Source organism: Paenibacillus sp. FSL H8-0280, assembly GCF_045040665.1.
In the GTDB taxonomy this organism is placed as follows: Bacteria; Bacillota; Bacilli; order Paenibacillales; family Paenibacillaceae; genus Paenibacillus; species Paenibacillus xylanexedens_A.
In genome coordinates this window covers 2,402,579-2,417,224 of the sequence record NZ_CP150296.1, presented here as the reverse complement: position 1 = coordinate 2,417,224, position 14,646 = coordinate 2,402,579, and the positions used below count along the sequence as shown (strand labels likewise).

16 protein-coding genes are annotated in these 14,646 nt (G+C 47.8%); 3 read left to right on the top strand and 13 right to left on the bottom strand.

Annotated elements, in window-relative coordinates; all coding sequences use genetic code 11:
- Positions 1 to 141: 141 nt before the first annotated feature.
- The 7 genes from fabG to MHI12_RS10815 all read right to left on the bottom strand — a co-directional run bounded on the left by fabG (position 142) and on the right by MHI12_RS10815 (position 5,727).
- Positions 142 to 891 (bottom strand): 3-oxoacyl-[acyl-carrier-protein] reductase, encoded by a 750-nt coding sequence (fabG, locus tag MHI12_RS10845; RefSeq protein ID WP_017689228.1) that lies wholly within the window; start codon positions 889 to 891, stop codon positions 142 to 144.
- A 210-nt stretch (positions 892 to 1,101) separates the two neighbouring features.
- Positions 1,102 to 2,043, bottom strand: a complete 942-nt coding sequence (fabD, locus tag MHI12_RS10840; RefSeq protein ID WP_076249833.1) for an ACP S-malonyltransferase — start codon at positions 2,041 to 2,043, stop codon at positions 1,102 to 1,104.
- Positions 2,044 to 2,068: 25 nt separating this feature from the next.
- Positions 2,069 to 3,058 carry a beta-ketoacyl-ACP synthase III gene (locus MHI12_RS10835; RefSeq protein ID WP_405172365.1) on the bottom strand — a complete coding sequence of 330 codons (990 nt, stop codon included), beginning with the start codon at positions 3,056 to 3,058 and terminating at the stop codon, positions 2,069 to 2,071.
- 8 nt (positions 3,059 to 3,066) lie between these two features.
- Positions 3,067 to 4,062 (bottom strand): phosphate acyltransferase PlsX, encoded by a 996-nt coding sequence (gene plsX, locus MHI12_RS10830; protein ID WP_017689231.1) that lies wholly within the window; start codon positions 4,060 to 4,062, stop codon positions 3,067 to 3,069.
- Positions 4,059 to 4,607 carry a transcription factor FapR gene (gene fapR / locus MHI12_RS10825; RefSeq protein WP_047842457.1) on the bottom strand — a complete coding sequence of 183 codons (549 nt, stop codon included), beginning with the start codon at positions 4,605 to 4,607 and terminating at the stop codon, positions 4,059 to 4,061. Before fapR ends, plsX begins: the two co-directional genes overlap by 4 nt.
- A 372-nt stretch (positions 4,608 to 4,979) precedes the next feature.
- The gene (rpmF, locus tag MHI12_RS10820; protein WP_017689233.1) at positions 4,980 to 5,153 is read right to left on the bottom strand and encodes a 50S ribosomal protein L32; all 174 of its coding nucleotides are present in this window, start codon (positions 5,151 to 5,153) and stop codon (positions 4,980 to 4,982) included.
- A 67-nt stretch (positions 5,154 to 5,220) separates the two neighbouring features.
- Positions 5,221 to 5,727, bottom strand: a complete 507-nt coding sequence (locus MHI12_RS10815) for a DUF177 domain-containing protein (RefSeq protein WP_338593788.1) — start codon at positions 5,725 to 5,727, stop codon at positions 5,221 to 5,223.
- Between the two features lie 462 nt (positions 5,728 to 6,189).
- Between MHI12_RS10815 and hmpA the strand changes: the two genes are divergently transcribed.
- Positions 6,190 to 7,425 carry an NO-inducible flavohemoprotein gene (gene hmpA, locus MHI12_RS10810; RefSeq protein ID WP_405172364.1) on the top strand — a complete coding sequence of 412 codons (1,236 nt, stop codon included), beginning with the start codon at positions 6,190 to 6,192 and terminating at the stop codon, positions 7,423 to 7,425.
- 304 nt (positions 7,426 to 7,729) lie between these two features.
- The gene (locus MHI12_RS10805) at positions 7,730 to 8,962 is read left to right on the top strand and encodes a nucleotidyltransferase (protein ID WP_405172363.1); all 1,233 of its coding nucleotides are present in this window, start codon (positions 7,730 to 7,732) and stop codon (positions 8,960 to 8,962) included.
- Between the two features lie 351 nt (positions 8,963 to 9,313).
- Here the strand turns inward: MHI12_RS10805 and MHI12_RS10800 are convergent, their stop codons facing one another.
- Positions 9,314 to 10,354, bottom strand: coding sequence for a SepM family pheromone-processing serine protease (locus MHI12_RS10800; RefSeq protein ID WP_405172362.1), 1,041 nt, complete (start codon positions 10,352 to 10,354; stop codon positions 9,314 to 9,316).
- Between the two features lie 314 nt (positions 10,355 to 10,668).
- Between MHI12_RS10800 and MHI12_RS10795 the strand changes: the two genes are divergently transcribed.
- Positions 10,669 to 11,997 carry a nucleoside recognition domain-containing protein gene (locus tag MHI12_RS10795; RefSeq protein ID WP_405172361.1) on the top strand — a complete coding sequence of 443 codons (1,329 nt, stop codon included), beginning with the start codon at positions 10,669 to 10,671 and terminating at the stop codon, positions 11,995 to 11,997.
- Here the strand turns inward: MHI12_RS10795 and coaD are convergent.
- The 5 genes from coaD to MHI12_RS10770 all read right to left on the bottom strand — a co-directional run bounded on the left by coaD (position 11,975) and on the right by MHI12_RS10770 (position 14,590).
- A complete protein-coding gene (coaD, locus tag MHI12_RS10790) occupies positions 11,975 to 12,481 on the bottom strand; it encodes a pantetheine-phosphate adenylyltransferase (protein ID WP_085981453.1) in 507 nt (168 codons plus the stop codon). The two genes, MHI12_RS10795 and coaD, sit on opposite strands and share 23 nt — an antisense overlap.
- 1 nt (position 12,482) lies before the next feature.
- Positions 12,483 to 13,091 (bottom strand): 16S rRNA (guanine(966)-N(2))-methyltransferase RsmD, encoded by a 609-nt coding sequence (gene rsmD, locus MHI12_RS10785; protein WP_036609474.1) that lies wholly within the window; start codon positions 13,089 to 13,091, stop codon positions 12,483 to 12,485.
- 302 nt (positions 13,092 to 13,393) lie between these two features.
- A complete protein-coding gene (locus MHI12_RS10780) occupies positions 13,394 to 13,828 on the bottom strand; it encodes a hypothetical protein (protein WP_405172360.1) in 435 nt (144 codons plus the stop codon).
- A 129-nt stretch (positions 13,829 to 13,957) separates the two neighbouring features.
- Positions 13,958 to 14,242 (bottom strand): hypothetical protein, encoded by a 285-nt coding sequence (locus MHI12_RS10775; protein ID WP_101313430.1) that lies wholly within the window; start codon positions 14,240 to 14,242, stop codon positions 13,958 to 13,960.
- 42 nt (positions 14,243 to 14,284) lie between these two features.
- Positions 14,285 to 14,590, bottom strand: coding sequence for a hypothetical protein (locus tag MHI12_RS10770; protein WP_017689244.1), 306 nt, complete (start codon positions 14,588 to 14,590; stop codon positions 14,285 to 14,287).
- Positions 14,591 to 14,646 lie beyond the last annotated feature (56 nt).

Below are 14,646 nucleotides of genomic sequence, written 5' to 3'. Positions count from 1 at the left end.
CCTTCTTTGGTATTATACGAGAATCGCAGGCAAAATGCCATAGAAGACATATGCGGCTCCCGGCCGGGGAACCCGGCCTTTTTCCGGCATTTCGGATCGTCCAGCGCCTGTTCCCCGACTATTGTTCAAGTCCGGGAAGAATTACATGTACATGCCACCATCGACATGCAGTGTCTGCCCTGTCATATAAGATGAAGCCTGTGAAGCCAGGAACGTGACTACACCAGCGATTTCATCCGGCTGACCCAAACGGGACAACGGAATACCACTTAGCATACCGTCCACCAGCTCCTGGGACAACTCTTTTGTCATATCTGTCTCAATGAAACCTGGTGCAACACAGTTAACTGTGATTCCACGAGAAGCCAGTTCACGAGCAGATGCCTTTGTCAGGCCAATGACTCCTGCCTTGGCAGCAACATAGTTCGCTTGTCCAGCATTACCGAGCACACCTACAACCGAGGAGATATTGATAATTCTTCCCGACCGTTGTTTCATCATTGGACGTGTAACCGCCTTAAGGCAGTTAAACACACCTTTGAGATTGGTTTCAATAACCTGATCGAATTCTTCCTCTTTCATACGCATGATCAGATTATCACGGGTAATTCCAGCATTGTTCACCAGAATATCAACGTTGCCCCATGCTTCGAGTGTAGCTTTGACCATTTGTTCAGCTTCATCCATCAGGCCAACATTGGCTTGAAGTGTAATCGCCTTGACTCCTTTGGCACGAATCGCTTCCGCCACTTCCTCAGCTGCCGCTTGGCTACCCGCATAATTCACGGCTACGTTCGCTCCAGCTTCTGCAAGTGCCAGTGCAATACTGCGCCCGATGCCCCGGGATGCCCCGGTAACGAGTGCATTTTTACCTTCTAATGGTTTAGACATAATCATTCCTCCTTTCCCCAAATCTATATCAGTTCAACCAAAGAATGTTTACACTTGCCACTCCGATGACAGAATAACCTTCCGATCGCTGTTATCCCCAGATTTTTTGATTCCCTTTTCTAAAGGGAAAATCCGGTGATAAAGGCGAACACTCCGCTTCTTCAGGTTTTTTCTGTCCTCTCCGTTCTCGTGTAAAAAGTTTAGTTTAACTCATATAATTCCTTCTAATTCACTTGCCGTTGCTTCGAGCGTTTCAAGACTGTTCACATTGTACAGTTTTACGGTTTTATCTGTTTTTTTAATCAAACCGGTCAATACACTGCCAGATCCAATCTCGATGAACGTATCCACGCCTTGCTCAATAAGCCATGTCACACTGTCTTCCCATAATACAGGAGAATAGACCTGAGCTGTCAACAAATCCTGAACCTGTCCATCCTCTGCAGGTCTTGCAGTCACATTAGCGACTACAGGGACCGCTGCCGGTGAGAACGTAACGGTTTTCAGTTTCTCTGCCAGCTTCTCAGCTGCACCCTTCATCAATGAAGAGTGGAACGGACCGCTTACTTCCAATGCAATGGCGCGTTTACCGCCTGCTTCTTTCACTCGTTCCGCGACAGCAGCTACGCCTTCCTTCACACCAGAAATGACGATTTGTCCCGGACAATTAATGTTGGCAAGTTCAACCGCATGACCACTTTCAGATACGTCACGGCAAAGCACCCCCAGCGCTTCCCGATCCGCACCCAACACAGCAGCCATCGCTCCTTGTCCACCCGGTACTGCCTGCTCCATATACTGACCACGCGCCCGCACAGTGCTCACTGCGTCAGCAAACGAAAGAACGCCCGCTGCCACCAGTGCACTGTATTCTCCCAGACTGTGTCCAGCCGTATAGTCAGGCTGAATTCCTTTTTCTTTGAAAGCTTCAAGCAAGGCAATACTTGCTGTCAACAGAGCCGGTTGTGTATTTGATGTCTGTTTCAACTCGGTCTCCGGTCCTTCAAATACAAGGTTACTCAGCGAGAAACCCAATGTTTCATCTGCTGTGCGAAAAATTTCGGTTGCCGCAGGCACGGACTCATACGCGTCCTTGGCCATGCCTACAGCCTGTGATCCCTGTCCGGGAAATACAAATGCTATTTTACCCATCTCATTCATCTCCCAGATGTCTATTTTACCAAACGAGTACCGATGCCCCCCATGTCAAACCGCCACCGAATCCAACCATCAGAACGGTATCTCCGGCTTTCATGCGACCTTCCTCCGCTGCTTCTACCAGAGCAAGCGGTATGGAAGCAGCAGATGTGTTTGCATACTTATCCACGTTGACTACAACCTTTTCTTCAGGAAGTTCAAGTCGCTGCATCGCAGATTGAATAATCCGAATATTCGCTTGGTGAGGAACAAACAGATCCACATCCGTACGCTCCATACCAGCCTTGCGTAATACCTCAATGGTAGCCGTCCCCATGACACGTACCGCAAACTTAAACACTTCACGACCGTTCATGTTGATGTAATGTTTTTTATTTTCAACGGTCTCTGCAGTAGCAGGCAGACGGGAACCGCCGCCTTCCATCTGAAGAAGACTACCGCCAGAACCTTCGGCACCGAGATCGAACGCTTTGAATCCGCGACCTTCCGGAACTTCACCAACGACTACCGCCCCTGCTCCATCACCAAAGAGGACACAAGTGTTACGGTCTGTATAATCCGTAATACGAGACAAGCAGTCCGCACCAATCACAAGTGCATTGTTGTACATACCGCTTTGGATGAAACTCGTAGCACTAGCCAAACCGTATACAAATCCGGAACAAGCAGCCGACAGATCAAATGCCGCGGCACCTTTTGCACCCAATTTGTCCTGTAAGATGCAGGCTGTCGATGGGAACGAAGAATCCGGGGTAATGGTTGCAACAATAATCAGATCAAGATCACTGCCTGTCATACCTGCAGATTCAAGGGCTTTAATAGCCGCTTCATAAGCCAGATCAGAAGTTGCCTGATCGGGTGCGGCGATGTGACGCTCTTTGATTCCTGTACGACTGACGATCCACTCGTCATTGGTATCGACCATTTTCTCCAGATCGCTATTTGTCAAAATTTTCTCAGGCACATATTTCCCTGTACCAATAATCCCTACTGGGCGCAAATTATTCATATCGTCACTCACTTCCCGCTAATTTCCTTAGATATGCTCTCTACCAGCTGATTCTGCACTGCAATCCGAGCTTGGCGCACAGCATTTTTGATGGCATTGCCATCAGCAGATCCATGACTTTTCACAACCAGTCTGCTCAAACCGAGGAGTGGCGCTCCGCCATGCTCCGTATAATCCAGCTTTCGTTTCAACCCACGCAGCTCAGGCATTAGTACAGCTGCAGCCAGTTTACTTTTGAGAGAAGATGAAAATTGTTCCTTAAGCAAGGCGAAAATGGCACCTGCTGTGCCTTCCAGCGACTTCAGCAGGATATTTCCTGCAAAACCGTCACATACAAGCACATCACAAGCACCAGTCAGCACATCACGTGCCTCAACATTACCGACAAAACGAATTGGGAGTTGTTCCAGTAAAGGATATGCATGTTTGGTTAACTCATTTCCCTTGCCTGGCTCTGTTCCTACATTGAGCAAGCCCACTCGCGGGGACTCAATGCCCTGTACTTTTTGCCGATACAAACTGCCCATCAGGCCATACTGTGCAAGGTGCTCCGGTTTGGCATCCATATTCGCTCCAAGATCCAGCGCAAGCACACCTACATCATCAATCGTTGGAATCATAGGCGCTAGCGCCGGACGTTCAATGCCTTCCATGCGACCTACAACAAGCAAACCCGCTGTCATCAACGCTCCAGTATTTCCCGCCGAGATCATCGCGTCCGCTTCGCCCTCTTTCAGCATGCGGCCAGCGACCACCATGGAGGCATCCTTCTTGCGACGCACTGCTTTGACGGGTTCATCATCCGAACCAATAACTTCGGAAGCATGCCGGACCGTAAGATTGGCAGGTCTCACACCTGACTGACTCAAAAGAGGCTCCAGCTTGGCTTCATCGCCGATCAGGACGATCTGTGTATCCGCCCATTCCGTGGCTGCGGCAATCGCACCTTCTACCGTTGATGCAGGTGCATTGTCGCCTCCCATGGCATCAATGACGATTTTCATTCCAAATGACCTCCTTCTCCGCTGTCTTCTCCACCTGAATGGTAGATTACAAAGTTGCCTTGAAACACCATTTCTTCACCTACATAAGTGAATACTTCCACTTTGGCTTTGCCCTTTTGACCCGGAATCGATCGCACATAAGCCTTTGCAATACATTTCTCTCCCAAATGAACCGAACGGACAAAGCGAATGTCTGCTGATGCAGTCAACGCGATCTCGTCATTAATAATCGCTACAGCCAAGGAGTTAGCCTGCGCAAAGACATAGTGTCCACGTGCAATGCCTGTTCTGGAAAACACGTGTTCTTCCTTAATCTCAAACAGGGAAATCCCGCTTTTGTCCAGTTGCAGATCCACAATATCACCGATTATCTCATGCAAGGGCAACGAGCGTACCTGATCATACGAGAGCTCTGCCATCAGTTTCATCCGCTCCCGAAGTTCGGGTATTCCAAGTTCCAGCCTGTCAAGACGAATCGTCTGAATACTCACCTTCAATTGGCGTGTAAGTTCCTGATCCGTCACAAACGGGTTCTCTTCTATCATTTTGGTTAACTGCTGTTGCCTCTGTCTCTTCGGTACACGTTCGATGCCTGACACCCCCCGCTGTATCGTTTACGGAACCGTCCCGTCCGGCCAGTTCAACCATTCTTTCGTGTTGCTTCTATAGTTGCATCCCTGGTCACCAGGGTCGTTCTCAAACGGATTATGGTTCTTCTATATGTAACGTCAAATCTTAGAACCTGGTACTAAACTATAGTATATCTCATCCCGTGTCAAAAAGAAAGACTGGCCTAACAAAAACAATTCACCCTTGTGGAGCAAGGATTCCATGCTAGTTAGCTCACTCTACCTACACTCTCTAATCCAAAAAAAGTAGCACCTCATCGAAATGAAGTGCTACTTAATGTCCAACTATTATTGAGAGATGATCTCTCTTGCTTTGTACGTTCCGCACACTTTGCACACGTGGTGACTAAGTTTAAGTTCGCCACATTGTTCACATTTCACCATGCCCGGTACAGCCAATTTAAAGTGAGTGCGACGTTTGTCGCGACGCGTCTTGGACGTTCTCCGTTGAGGTACTGCCATTATTCCCACCTCCTTATCAAAATCAACCTTTGCAGGTAGTCTTAAAATGTTCGATTTTCAATCATGCTCATTTAAAAAAATCCTTGAGCCCTGCAAGCCGCGGATCAATAACCTGGTTATCACAACCGCAGTCACCTTCGTTCAGCTCATGGCCACACTTGGGGCATAACCCTTTGCATGTATCGCTACATAGCGGTATAAACGGAAGATCCAGCAGAAAAGCTTCCTCGGCATAACCTTTCAGATCAACGCTATCCCCATCCACATAGAGCGTATCGTCGTCTTCATGTAATTCCTCTGGCTGTTTTCCCTGCTTGAATTGCTCATGAAAATCAATATGAAAATGTTCATTGATCGGCTTAAGACAACGGGAGCACAACATGTCCATTCCTACTGTCAGCTTGCCATGAACATCCACAACGTCACCTTCTCTGAATTCTGCAGATAAGTCCGCAGTCAGCGGGGTAACGGCTGTGATATCTTGTCGGTTAGAAACCAGTTCCTTGATATCCCACTGTTCGTTAAACTTCAGGGGACCATCACTGGTAGCCACTTTGCGAAATGGCATTAACATTTCCATCACTCCAAACGAAACCAATTTCATAATTCATGTCAAACGTATCACGACAGTTATACAGGTCAAGCCTGCTTTTGTAAAGCAATATATCCTGACTGTATGTATTCTGACGATTCATCGTTAAAAGTATTATGAAATTGACTTAACAAACAAAAATCATTATACCGATTTTTCAAGACGTTTGTCAACACTTTTAACTTTACACCCTTTTTAAAAACACTGACCGCACAGACGTTTACTCCATCTGGTCTATTATAGACTCACTTCAAGATAAATCACAAGTCGTCATTTTAGTTGCAGTTCCTTGCAAACTGCGGTCACATTTCGTTAACGTTTAGTGTGATCTATATCACACAGACCCTTTTGCCCCCTACCTATACTTGCTATAAACCAAAGCACGATCTGCTCCATAACTGTTTATTATCCAACTATTTCATATCATATCGGGAGGGAAAATGTATGTTAAGTGAGCACGCCATTAGAGTCATTAAGTCTACAGTACCCGTACTTGAAGTCCACGGCGAAGCGATCACACGCCATTTCTATGAAACGATGTTTACAGCACATCCGGAACTGCTGAATATTTTCAATCACGCAAATCAAAAACAGGGACGACAGCAAGCCGTTCTCGCCAATATGGTATACACCGCTGCCTTGCATATCGATAATTTGTCCTCCATCCTGCCTGCCGTCCGGCAAGTTGCACATAAACATCGCAGCCTGGGTATCGTTCCCGAGCAATATGCGATTGTCGGCACCTATCTGCTTCGAGCCATCAAAGATGTACTCGGAGACGCGGCAACGGATGAGATTATCACCGCGTGGGGCGAAGCCTATAATGTCATTGCAGACGCCTTTATCGGGATCGAGCAGGACATGTACACGGAAGCGGTAAACCAGACGGGTGGCTGGGAAGGATTTCGTACCTTCAAGGTTGCCAAGAAAGTGCAGGAAAGTGAAATCATCACGTCCTTTTACCTCGTTCCAGAGGATGGTCAGCCCATTGCCAGTTATGAACCGGGACAATACATCAGTATCAAAATCCAGCCGGAGGCACAGACATTTACCCAGATTCGTCAGTATAGCCTTTCAGACACCCCGGGTAAACCTTACTATCGCATTTCCGTTAAGCGTGAGCGAGGTGTGTTAGAGCGCCCTGACGGAGTTATATCCACGTATCTCCACGATCACATTGAAGAAGGTAGTCTGGTGGAGCTATCCGCTCCTGCTGGTGACTTCACGCTGAATGCAGACGATAAACGACCTGTTGTTCTCCTGAGTGGTGGTGTTGGCTTAACGCCTATGATCAGCATGTTAAATACGCTGGTTAACTTGAATGAGAATCGTACCATTACATTTTTGCATGCAAGTCCCAATGGTCAATCGCACGCGTTCCGTGATCATGTGAACAGTCTGGCCAAACGTAATCAGGGCGTTAAAGCTTATTATTGTTATACTCAACCTGAGGATTCTGATCATGAAAATGAGTATTTTCATAAGGAAGGTTATATGGATGCGGTCTGGCTTCGCCAGGTGATTGATGAACTGGATGCCACCTATTATCTGTGTGGACCGGTTTCGTTCATGCGGGTAGTGTATACAGAGCTTTTGGCGCTTGGTGTGGCAGCGGACAACATTCATTATGAATTTTTCGGGCCTAAAGCAAGTCTTTCTCCCGTGCCGGAGAGTGTCTAAACGTACTGAGATTGTGAGATGTGATTAGCCTAACTTCTTCCTAATGTATATAAGTGTATGGGTAAGTGTCCTATTATGATGATTTATTAAGATGATTTATTATGATGAAGAGGTCGTTCTCCATATATCGAAAATGTGTAATATACAATAGATTTGCAGGCACAGTCTGACATCCGTTGATGTTGGATTTGTGCCTTTTTCTTGTCTGAATTGGTGCATGATTTGATCTAATACATGACATCCCCTATGATGGAATGGATGTTATACATACTCGGTTATCCAATTGAAAGGAGTACGTCTAATCATGAAAGCCGTAGGCGTCATTGTTGAATATAACCCCTTGCACAATGGGCATGTTTATCATTTGCAAGAAGCTCGGCGGCTAAGCGGTGCAGACGCCGTTGTTGCGGTCATGAGCGGCCCTTTTCTCCAGCGTGGCGAGCCCGCCATCGTGGGTAAAAGGGCGCGCACCGAGATGGCGCTGCACGCAGGCGCCGATCTCGTGCTTGAACTGCCGGTTGCGTACGCGGTACAACCGGCGGAGTGGTTTGCCTTCGGTGCGGTATCGCTGCTGCACCGCACCGGCGTTGTGGACTCGCTGTGCTTTGGCAGCGAGTCCGGCGACCTGGACAGCCTGCAGCGCATTGCGCGCGTGCTGGCTGTGGAGCCCGCAGGGATGCGCGAGGACATCGCGCGCCGCCTGCGGGAAGGCGCCAGCTACCCCGCCGCGTACGCAGGCGCGGCGGCGGCACTGGCGCCCGGCGGCGTCGATGCTCACGACGCCGCTGCACTGCTGGAGCAGCCCAACAATTCGCTTGGGCTGCACTACCTGATCGCGCTGCAACGACTTGGCAGCGCGATCCAGCCCTTTACGGCGGCGCGTACCGGTGCCGCGTATCATGAGGCGACGCCCGGGCCGGGGGCGATCGCCAGTGCAACAGCCGTCCGCCGCCTTTTGATGGCGGACGGCCCCAACGCCGCCGCGCCATACGTGCCGGCGGCAACCCTTGCCATTCTGCATCGCGAATGGCAGGAAGGGCACGCTCCCATACACTGGGAGCGCTTTGCACAGCCGCTGTTGCACCTTGCGGCCACCCGCCGTGCCTCCGAGCTGGAACGCATCGCCGAAGTCACGGAAGGCCTGGAACACCGGCTGAGCCGTGCACTCGCTCAGCTCCCGGAGCCTTCAGTCGAAACACTCCTGAATGCACTGAAGACCAAACGATACACACGCACCAAACTCCAGCGTATGCTCGCCCACCTGCTCCTGAATCACACCAAAGCCGAGTGTTCACCAGAGCAATTGGCTGCCGGACCTGGATATCTCCGAGTCCTCGGATTTAATGCTCAAGGGCAGAGCCTGCTTAAACAAATGAAGAAAACCGCGTCACTGCCTGTTGTGCTGAAACCGTCGACGTTCACACACAATCAGCTGGAACTGGATATACAAGCTCAGGTTGCGTATGGGCTCGCTTGCGAGCATAGGGACACACGCAAGATGTTCAGTGACTACTATGAGTCACCTGTCAGACTGTAATCCGCTTTTGACCATAAGGCTTCATCTCTATAGAGCTTTTTATTCCATCATCAAACTGATCATTGATATCCACTATTCGTTAATCAAATATACAATTAAAAAATCCCCTTGCTGCGCGCCTCTCAAGCACCTCGCAACAAGGGGATTTCCTTATTCACTTCTCTTGTTCTCTTAATTCTTTTTCTCTTAAATCTTTTGGGTATCTCTACCCCTTTGGGTCTAGTGAGTCTGTTGATCTTCTCAAATCTCTTGATCACACTTCATTCCACTGTAATCAATTATTCCGATTTTATCCGTTCTTTATCTATCCGGTTCAACGTTGGCTCGATCTCTTCCCGCCCATTTAAAATCCTATGATTTTACGGACAAGGTTTTCAAATAAGCCAGCGCATCATCCACCGTGCTCACAGGCACAAGTTTCATTTTGGTGCCGATCTGTTCAGCCTTGGCTGCTGCTTCCTTATAGTTATCCTTGGGTACAAAGAAGATCTCCGCTTCTTTTCGATCAGCAGCTACAATCTTGTGCACTACACCACCAATGGCACCCACCACACCGTCCTTGGTAATGGTACCTGTACCCGCAATTCGATGCCCCTTGGTCAGATCTCCAGGTGTTAACTGGTTATAGATCTCCAACGTAAACATCAAGCCGGCAGACGGACCACCAACCTGAGTATCGGTGAAGGAGATCTGTTTGTCCGGATCTTCAGCTTTCACCTTCTGAACCGCACCAATCATTACTCCGAGTCCCGGGCGGGTTTCACCTGTTTTATTGTCTTTTACCTGGATCAGTTTCACGTCCCGGCTAATGGTCTCTCCACCACGTTCCAATTGCATTTCGACCGTATCCCCGACCTTTTTATCTTTTAACTGGGCAGAAAGCACCGTATTATCCGGCGTAGCTGTTCCGTTCACTCCCAGAATGATATCTCCCGGAGCAATGTCTCCTTCCGGTTTTGGGTCTTCGGACAGTCCAAATACAAAGATATGTTCAGGTACAATAGAGTAAGTCACACCAGCCTGCTCATATGCAGCCTCCATTGCGGAGGATTGTGAGTCACTCATGAACCACACCTGTTCGGCAGAGTATTCCGCTTCGCTTTTGCCGCGCAGTCGGTCTTCCTTTTTATCCACTTGAGCATTTTTATTGAACAGAGAGGTTCCTAGCAAAAACACATTGGCATATGTTGCCGACACGGTTGTCATCATGAACACACCGCGTTCTTCCTGGTCCCCACCCTTAACGGTCACCATTGGTTTTACTTCATCTGCACTGCCAGGCAAATATATGATATACGGCGTTGGCATGTACACGGCAACATAGACGACCAGAGCCACCACGATCACAAAGATCGAAGCTCTGAATCCGCCAGATTTCCGAATCCGATTCATCGCATGAGCCTCCGTTCTTTGTATCTCTATATAAGCTGAACTCTACACTAATCAGCAATCGTAATTCCACCTTGTGAATACTTCCATTCGTCGGTTAAATTCACGCTCTTTGTCATGCAGATACTCAGCTCATCTTGTTGAATCATTTTTTTCAAGTCTAACACTCTGGTCCTTGTGCATACAATGGTACAGGCCGGATAGGCCGCTGTATACAATAGCCTGTCCGGTCAAGGCCGAACCGCCCTTCGGGCGTCATTCGGCCGTCCATAACGATTCAGATGCCGAATCGGCGTTATCTGATATGAGGTGAAACGATGACATTACAGAGCGAGGTTAGAGATTCTGGCCCGTTACGAACGATAATCCTAAGTACCGGCGCTTTAATGTTGGTCATTGCGGTAGTTGCTTCCCCCAAAGAAGCGTTTGACGCCTCTATTCAAGGTCTGGATATATGGTGGAAAATCATCTTCCCTGCCATGCTCCCGTTCCTCATGTTATCCCAAATGCTCACTGCGTTTGGCTTCACCCACGCGATCGGCGCCTTGCTCGGACCGTTAATGCAACGCTGGTTTAGACTCCCAGGCAACGCAGGTCTGGCAATTGCCGTTGGCATGTGCGGCGGATTCCCTGCAGGAGCAGATGCGGTATCCCGTTTATTTCAGGATAGACAAATTACCGCCAAGCAGGCGGTTGTCCTTGCGGCGGCATCTCATTTTGCCAATCCAATGATGATCATACTGGTCGTTGGTGCTGCTTTTCTCCACCAGCCAGCGGCCGGATATTTTCTACTCATGGTCCACTGGATCAGCGGCTGGATTGCTGCCATTCTTGCCACGCGTCTCCTGCCCGCACCGGGTAACCAGAAAGACAGGGTTGGCTCGACCGCCGTACAAGCAGACAAGAGCTCTCTTGATTCTCAGCCTGCAAGTTCCACAAGTCGCTCATCTGCACCCCACCACGCAACGTTCAAACGACGCAGTATATGGTCTGATATGATGATCGCAGCCAGAGAAGCCCATCGTCGTGATGGAAGAGGATTTGGCAAACTGCTCGGTGACACCGTATCCCAGGCTGTACAGACCTTGATGATGACTGGTGGATACATGATCGGTTTTGCCGTATTTATCCGGCTGGTCTCCCTTTATCTGACCCCCGGGTCCTCTGCTGCGTTGTGGCCAGCCTTCTTTGAGCTTCATCTGGGCACCTACCATTTGAGCCAGACTTCACTTACACCCGCACTGCTCATGTCTCTACTTGCAGCCGTTCTTGGATGGGGTGGTTTATGCTCCCATCTGCAAGTCTCTGCTGTCCTGAAAACAACTGGTCCAAGCAGCAAATCGATGTTGTACTTTGCCGGAGTTCGTCTGACTCATGGATTAATTGCCTTTTTCATCAGTCTGTTCCTATGGATGCCGTTCAGCCGTTATAGCACAGAAGTCTGGACCACATTACAGACGAATGCAGAGCAAGACCTCTCGACACCATTCGGTTGGTTATTCATACATAGTCCAAGTAACACATACCCGATCAACACCATTTGGAGTATCTTCCCTGCTGCATGCATAGGTCTTGCCTTACTTCTTGCAGTGATGATTAGTCTATCGGGTCTTACCTTCTGGTTTAACCGCCGGTTTTCTCGCTGATTTTCTGACGGAGCGCAGCTTCCACTTCAGGTGAGACAAGATCTGTAACATCTCCATGATAATGAGCGATTTCTTTGACGATGCTGGAACTTAAATAGGAATACTTGGGATTTGTCATCATAAATATCGTTTCCGCATCCGGATTCAACTTGCTGTTGGTCGATGCCAATTGCAACTCGTATTCAAAATCAGTTACCGAACGTATACCACGAACGATGACCTGAGCTTCCTTTTGCCGGACGTAATTGGCTGTCAGATCGCGGAAACTGTCCACTTCGACATTCGGTAGATGGCGGGTTACTTCCGTAATCAGTTCTTTGCGTTCCTCCACCGTAAACAGCGGATTTTTGCTCATATTGTTCAACACAGCCACAATGACGCGATCAAATTGCTTCGACGCTCTGGCGATAATATCCAGATGCCCCATCGTTACGGGATCAAAACTTCCAGGATATACGGCGATCCGTTCCTGTCGGTGTATCATTTCAGTCATGAGGAGCCTCCTCTTCCGGTGTAATGGATTCTCCATCTTCAACTGCTTCTGGCGCATAATAATAGATGGATACTGCCGTCTCCCCATACAAAGCCTTGCGCGTTTGTTCAAACGGGCCGAATTGCTCAGGGTAATCATGTTTGGATTCATATTCAAGCACGATGGTTGCTTCGGGTTCCAGAAGTTCCAATTCGTGCATGGTCAGCATCAACTCGTGCCCGTTCTTCATGCGATATGGCGGGTCGAGAAATACCAGATCAAACGTTGTGCCTCGCTTGGCGAGTGCCTTCAATGCCCGACCTGCATCATTACGATATACGGCCGCCTGGTCTTCCAGCTTGGTTGCCTTCAGATTCATGCGGATGACTTCAATACTTTTTGATTCCAAATCAACAAAAACAGCCTTGTCCATGCCGCGGCTCAGCGCCTCAATACCGAGACCTCCACTGCCTGCAAACAGATCCAATGCTGTGCCGCCCTCAAAATAAGGACCAACCATGCTAAATAACGCTTCCTTCACCTTGTCGGTGGTTGGCCGCGTACCCGTGCCAGGAACAGCCTTCAGCGGCCTGCCTTTTGCACTCCCAGATACCACTCTCACTTGACGAGTCACCTTTTCTCTATGTAAGTTTATTGATACGACTATCGTACCACACTCGGGTTCAGTTTGAAAAATGTGCGGTCTTCATTTTCCTTGGAAAATTGTTTACGAATTATTGACGCATATGTATAAAAAGGAAACAATCAGGCGATTCTATAATTATCGACATCACAAGTGTCGTAGACAACCGCGGAGAAGACTTACGTTTCCCCATAAGCTCTTCGTCCGGTTTCTCCTCTCCCATGAAAAAGAAGCTCTCGAAAGAGGGCTTCTTTTTGTTGTTTATGTTTTAATTTATTTTACTAGATATACTTTTCTTCAAATTCACTTTTTTCTGCTTCCTCTTCGGTCTGCAACCATTCAATCTCCCTCAGCCACATGCCCATATCTGCAATAAACTCATTCACTTTTAAATGTTCAATCTTGTATTTCTGGATCTTTTCACTTAAAAAAGCATAAAACTCATGGCTTAAGACATACCGTTGTTTGCTTTTGCTTAATGTCTTATAACGATCCTCGCTGACCACCAGATCAAAATAGATGACATTCTCCTTCTTCACATGTCTGACCGTCGACTTCCTCTCATATTCTTCAGGAAGACACCTGAAAACAAAGAAGAGTTCAATATCAACTATTTTATATTTGCTTTCTGCTTGATCAAAAACAGACTGCAACTCATCCGAAAGATTGGCAACCTGCGTTACACCTGAAGTATCCGTTGATTTTCCGAAGATCATTATTGAAATCCTCCCGTTCATTTTCACCATTCATAATCATACAACTAGAAAAGGTTGACTAGTGATGTAATCTCCGTCAACCTTTCCTATGTTCATCCTTCTTGTACCTTACCCCAACGTAGCAAGAGCTTACGAGTTCAGCTCTCTATGTTTCCGATTGGAAAGTCGCAAATTGATCAATGGAATGATAAGTAAAACAACCGGCAAGAGAAGATTCACCGAACCATTCTTAATCATCATGAAGGTAATAAACAACACGGCGAGCCAAGTCATAATCTCCATCATTTCATATTTGGTTAACGTCAGCTTGAATGCTTTTTTCGAAATGAAACGAATCAAGAAATAAGCAATCAAGCTATAGAACAGGATCATTCCCAAGATAGCAACTAGGATTATGAGGTACATATCCACCATAAAAATCTCACCCGACCCTTATATCATTTCCTTAATTTTGCTTTACTTCTCTTCAACAACAATCGTTGCATTATAGATCACAACACGTTTCCCATTGAGATCAAATAATACTTTATTGCCGTATTCCGTATCTTCCACGTCAATCTTACCATCATAGGTCTGAATCAATTCACCGTTATTGCTGTACACTTTAACAACCCTCTCCAGGCCACCCGAGTTATTGGACCTCATCGTTTTGAGTGCACGTTCACCCGAAGCGGTATTGAAATACCATATGAAACATCCAACTATGATACCCAAGAAGACCAACACCGTCACCCATATACCTGTCTTTGCTTTTTTACTCATCTTGAACCCCCTCTTATGTTTCCTGTCTCGTACATTACGAGGTTGGAGAGAGAACG